Origin of the sequence: Streptomyces boluensis, from assembly GCF_009908195.1 — a bacterium.
GTDB lineage: Bacteria > Actinomycetota > Actinomycetes > Streptomycetales > Streptomycetaceae > Streptomyces > Streptomyces boluensis.
Genome location: NZ_JAAAHS010000496.1, coordinates 1 through 4,876, shown reverse-complemented (window position 1 = coordinate 4,876; position 4,876 = coordinate 1). Strand labels below are relative to the sequence as shown.

General features: G+C 70.2%; 5 protein-coding genes and 1 pseudogene. All 6 read left to right on the top strand.

What is annotated here, in order from left to right; translation table 11 throughout:
• A pseudogene (locus GUY60_RS38625) lies at positions 1 to 240 on the top strand (hypothetical protein); the annotation flags it as partial.
• A gap of 247 nt (positions 241 to 487) precedes the next feature.
• Positions 488 to 2,260 carry an alpha/beta fold hydrolase gene (locus tag GUY60_RS34545; protein ID WP_376771354.1) on the top strand — a complete coding sequence of 591 codons (1,773 nt, stop codon included), beginning with the start codon at positions 488 to 490 and terminating at the stop codon, positions 2,258 to 2,260.
• Positions 2,261 to 2,413: 153 nt separating this feature from the next.
• Entirely contained in the window at positions 2,414 to 2,662 is a 249-nt protein-coding gene (locus GUY60_RS34540) for a LapA family protein (RefSeq protein WP_161705153.1), read from the top strand.
• Positions 2,659 to 3,009 carry a hypothetical protein gene (locus tag GUY60_RS34535; RefSeq protein ID WP_223178771.1) on the top strand — a complete coding sequence of 117 codons (351 nt, stop codon included), beginning with the start codon at positions 2,659 to 2,661 and terminating at the stop codon, positions 3,007 to 3,009. The genes GUY60_RS34540 and GUY60_RS34535 overlap by 4 nt, the downstream gene beginning before the upstream one ends.
• Positions 3,010 to 3,109: 100 nt before the next feature.
• Positions 3,110 to 3,739 carry a GNAT family N-acetyltransferase gene (locus tag GUY60_RS34530; RefSeq protein ID WP_161705149.1) on the top strand — a complete coding sequence of 210 codons (630 nt, stop codon included), beginning with the start codon at positions 3,110 to 3,112 and terminating at the stop codon, positions 3,737 to 3,739.
• Between the two features lie 70 nt (positions 3,740 to 3,809).
• Entirely contained in the window at positions 3,810 to 4,850 is a 1,041-nt protein-coding gene (locus GUY60_RS34525) for a tetratricopeptide repeat protein (protein WP_246236024.1), read from the top strand.
• Positions 4,851 to 4,876: the final 26 nt, after the last annotated feature.

Below are 4,876 nucleotides of genomic sequence, written 5' to 3'. Positions count from 1 at the left end.
GCCGACAGCCCCGTACCACGAAGCGAGGGCGTCGAAGATCGCGCCGCCCGCCTCCTGTTGCTGCTGCCCGTACTCAACGACCTGGACATACCGGAGCAGGCGTCGGCGCGGATCGGTGCCGCACTGAGAGAAGTGGGGGTCGCACCGAACACGGCTCGGAGCACGGCCGAGTGTCTGCTCGCAGGTCTCGCCGGCAGGCCCTGGCACGACCCTGCCTGGGGTACTCCTCTGAGCGGCTGAGGCGGTACCTCTGGTGGGATCAGCTGAACTCGCCCTCGCCACACGCTCGTTGACCTGTCCCACTCGCCTCCCCCTTCACTGAATCTCCCTCAACCAACACCACGCAGACCCGTTGACCAGGTCCTGACACGTGTCACAGCATGAGCGCGGCCGCGGGTGTACCCGGCGGTAACCCGCTCCTCAGTGTGGAGGTCATGCGTTGTCCCGTTCCCGTAGTTCCCAGGCCCTTGCCGTAGCCGTTGCCGCGGTGGCTGTTGCCGCGCCGCTGGTGGTCGCACCCCCGGCGCTCGCCGCAGATGCCGAGGGCGGAGGCCGATCCGCCGCGAGCCAGGGGCAGTTCACCGTCACCGCGCTGAAGTTCACCGTCGACGTGGGTGGCAGGACATGCACCGTGGACGCCGACCTGTACCGGCCGGCCGGGGTGGACGCCACGCGTACCGCGCCCGCCGTGCTCACGACCAACGGCTTCGGCGGCAGCAAGGCCGACGGTTCGACTGACGCCACCGCCAAGGCCTTCGCCGAGCGGGGCTATGTCGCGCTCGCCTACTCAGGGCTCGGCTTCGGCAAGACCGGCTGCCCGATCTCGCTCGACGACCCGAAGATCGACGGCAAGGCCGCCTCGTACCTGATCGACTTCCTCGGCGGCACGCGCGCCGCGGACGACGGCACCAAGGCCGACTTCGTCACCACGGACGCCGCGGGTGACCCGCGCGTCGGCATGATCGGCGGCTCGTACGGCGGCGCGATCCAGCTGGCCACCGCCGCGCAGGACCGCCGGGTCGACGCACTGGTGCCGATGATCACCTGGAACGACTTGGCGTACGCGCTCGACCCGAACAACACCGCGCGCACCACCGGGGTTTCCTCGGACACGCCCGGTGTGTACAAGTACCAGTGGACGAACGGGTTCTTCCTCCTGGGTGAGGCGCAGGGCCTGCTGAATCCGAGCCTCGACCCGTCGCGCCTCGGCAGTTCCGGCTGCCTGCACTTCGTGGCCGGGGCGTGCGAGACGAAGCGGCTGCTCGACTTCAAGCGGTACCCGGCCGACCGTACGGCCGAGATGCTGAAGTTCGCGCGCGGGGCGTCGCCCGTCTCGTATCTGAACCGGGTGCAGGCCCCGACGCTGATCGTGCAGGGGCAGGCCGACACGCTGTTCAACCTCAACGAGGCGACGGCGACGTACAAGACCCTCAAGGGCCAGGGCACCGAGGCCAAGATGATCTGGCAGTCGTGGGGTCACAGCGGCGGCATCACCGACCCGGCGGCCGGCGAACTGAACCTCGGTGAAGGCAATCTGGAGACGTCGTACGTCGGCAAGCGGATCCTCGCCTGGTTCGACCGGTATCTGCAGAAGAAGCAGGGCGTGGAGACCGGGCCCGACTTCGCGTACTACCGGGACTGGAAGCCGGCGAGCGACGCGTACGGCACGGCCGGGGAGCTGCCCGCGCTGTCGCGGAAGCTGTACCTGTCCGGCGACGGTAAGCTCGTCGACAACCGCGCCAAGGTGGCCCGTGGCGCCCGCGAGTACCGCAACTGGCTGGTGCCGACGAGCCACTCCGAGAGCTCCCTCGCCGGGATGATCGGCCTGAACGACCGGGCGCCGCGCGACACCAAGGGCACGTATCTCGACTGGACCAGCGAGCCGCTCGACGGGCCCACCGACGTGGTCGGCTCGCCGAAGGCCACCCTGAAGGTCGTCTCGCCGAAGACGGAACGGGTGCAGAACTCCGGCGACGCGGCCGACAAGCTGGTGCTCTTCGCGAAGCTCTACGACATCGCACCCGACGGCAAGAAGACGCTGGTGCACCGGCTTGTGGCGCCCGCGCGGGTGCCGGACGTGACACGCGAGTTCACCGTGAAGCTGCCGGGCATCGTGCACCGGTACGGGAAGGGGCACCGGCTCCAGTTCGTGATCGCGGCCAGCGACGACGCGTACTTCGGGAACAGGGGCGTGAAGCCGGTGACGGTCACGCACGAGCCCAAGGACACCGGGGTCCTTGAGCTGCCTGTGGTGCGGTAGTCGAGAGGCGACCGTCCGGGGCCCGTAGGCCGTACGGCTCAGTTCGCCACCCCGTGGTCGTCCGGGGAAGCCGCTCACCGTGCGGGACGGTGGGCGGCTCACCATTCTGGGACGCAGGCGGCGGATGGCCGCACTCCGACGGAAGGGTGCCCCATGAGCTCCAGCGCTTCCTCCAATGGTGGCGGCAAGCAGAGCGGTAAGAAGGGTGGCCTGCTGACGCCCGGACGGCTCAGTGTCGCCGCGCTCGGCATCCTCGGTCTGGTCTTCATCTTCGAGAACACCAGCCATACAAAGATCCGTCTGCTGATCCCCGAAGTCACCATGCCGCTGTGGACGGCGCTGCTCGCCACGGGCGTGATCGGTGCGCTGTGCGGGGCGTTCCTCATGAAGAGGCGCAAGTGATGGTGCGTGGGTGCGGGGCGCGGGAGTGCGCGAGCCGGGGGCGGATTGCCCTCACCGCAGGCGCCGTTCTCGCCGCGACCGCGCTGAGCGTGACGACGGCGGTCGCGGCAGGCGCGGCGGGGCCGCCGATGCCGGAACTCACGGGCAAGCCGCTGATGAACGCCTTCCGGGTGCTCGACTACCGCACCCAGGTCGAGGTCCACGACGTCAGCGGGGACAAGCGGCACGTGCTCTGGCCGGGCAACTGGAAGGTGTGCGAGCAGAAGCCCGAGGTGGGCGCCGACCTCGCCGGGAAGCCCGTGACGCTCGGGGTCGTCAAGAACGCGGAGAAGTGCCCGGCGGCGTAACCACCCGTACGCGACGTACATGACCTACGCGATGTACACGACCTACGTGACGGACGCGACGGACGCGACGGTCCGCGCCCGGCCCGCATACCCTGCCGGGATGCCCGAGCGAACCCCACTCCCCGCCGACGACCCGGACCCCGACCCCGACAGCACCCGTACCCGCACCCCCTTCCTCCTGGCAGGGCCACACCTAGGGGTCCGCCCCTTCACGTACGCGGACGGGCCGGAGTTCACCGCCCTCGCGCGCGAGAGTCGCGCGCTGCACCGCCCCTGGCTGGCGCCGCCGCTCACCGAGGAGGCGTACGCGGAGTACGCGGGACGGCTCATCGAGGACCCCGCCAGGGCCGGATTCCTGCTCTGCGCGCGGGAGTCGGGGCGGATCGCCGGGTTCGTGAACGTCAACAACATCGTCGCGGGCGCCTTCCGTAACGGCGCGCTCGGCTACGGCGTCTTCGCGCACGCCGCGGGTCGCGGGCTGATGAGGGAGGGGCTCGGACACGTTGTGCGGTACGTCTTCGGGCCCGCCCTCGACCTGCACCGACTGGAGATCAACGTCCAGCCGGGCAACACCGCGTCCATCGCCCTGGCGCGGCGGTGCGGGTTCCGGTTCGAGGGGTTCTCGCCGGACTTCCTGTACGTCGACGGGGCGTGGCGCGACCACGAACGCTGGGCGATGACACGGGAGTTGCTCGCCAGGCACGACCGCCGCCGGGACGACGTGACGTAGCGCTCCGGGCGCGACATCGGGCCGAGGGCCAACTGTCGTACCGCACCGCCGCGCCGCTACTGTGATCACCATGTCACCGGGGGAGATAGCGACCGTCCTGGGCACCCTGCCGCCCTTGGAATCGGCCGAACACCACAGCGCCGCCATGACCGTGTGCACCTCGCTCGCCGAGGCCGACCTCGACCACCTCGAAGGTCTGATCAGCGACGACTCCGACGCGTTGCGCGCTTTCAACGCCTTCTACGTACTGCTCGCCCGGCACCGCAGAGCGCTGGACAGCAGCCGCTTCCGCGTCGTGTACCTGCGCCATGCGGCACGGTTCACGTCCGTGCCGATGCGCGCGGTGCTCGACTCGGACCTGGCGCTCCTCGACCCGATGGGCCCGAACCTGGAGACGGCGCTGCGGCACGCCGCGTCGGCGCTCACGGCCTACCCCGACAACCTGGCGCTGGTCGCCCACCACGCCCGAGTCCTCGCGGAGTACGGCTGGAGCGGAGCCGAGGTCGCCGCGAGCGAGTTGCTCGCCGCGCTGGCCCAGGTGGAGCGGGCGGTGGAGATCAGTCCGGAGCAGGCGCGCTACCGGGCCGTACGGGCTCAACTCGCCGCGCTCACCGGGGACTTCGACACCGCGCTCGCCTCGATCCAGCGGGCCATGGACCTGGAGGACTCGGCACAGTTCGGCTATGCGGTACGGGTCGTCGAGTACCACCGGATACGCGCCGACATCGTGCTGCGCCGAGAGACCCAGGCCATCCGCAGCGGACTGCGCGAGACCGCCGAGCGCCTGGAGGCCTCGGTGAAGGAGCAGGTGCAACGGGTCGCACAGGAGAGCCGCGCGCACGAGCAGGCGGAGATCACCCGGCTGCGGTCGGAGACCCTGGGCAGTCTCGGGCTGCTCGCGGCGGTGATCGCCTTCATCGTCACCAGTACGCAGATCGCCAAGGACCTGCCGCTGCACGACGCGTTGCGGCTGCTCGCGGGTCTGGCCGGGATGCTGACGCTGGTCTTCACCGCCTTCGGCGCGGTCTTCGGCGTGGGCCGCCTCACCCGCCTCGTCCTGCCCGGGATCCTCGGGGTGGCACTCTTCGCGCTGGCCTGGCTGTCGGGCTGAGGCTGGTTGGGGCTTGGGGCTTGGGG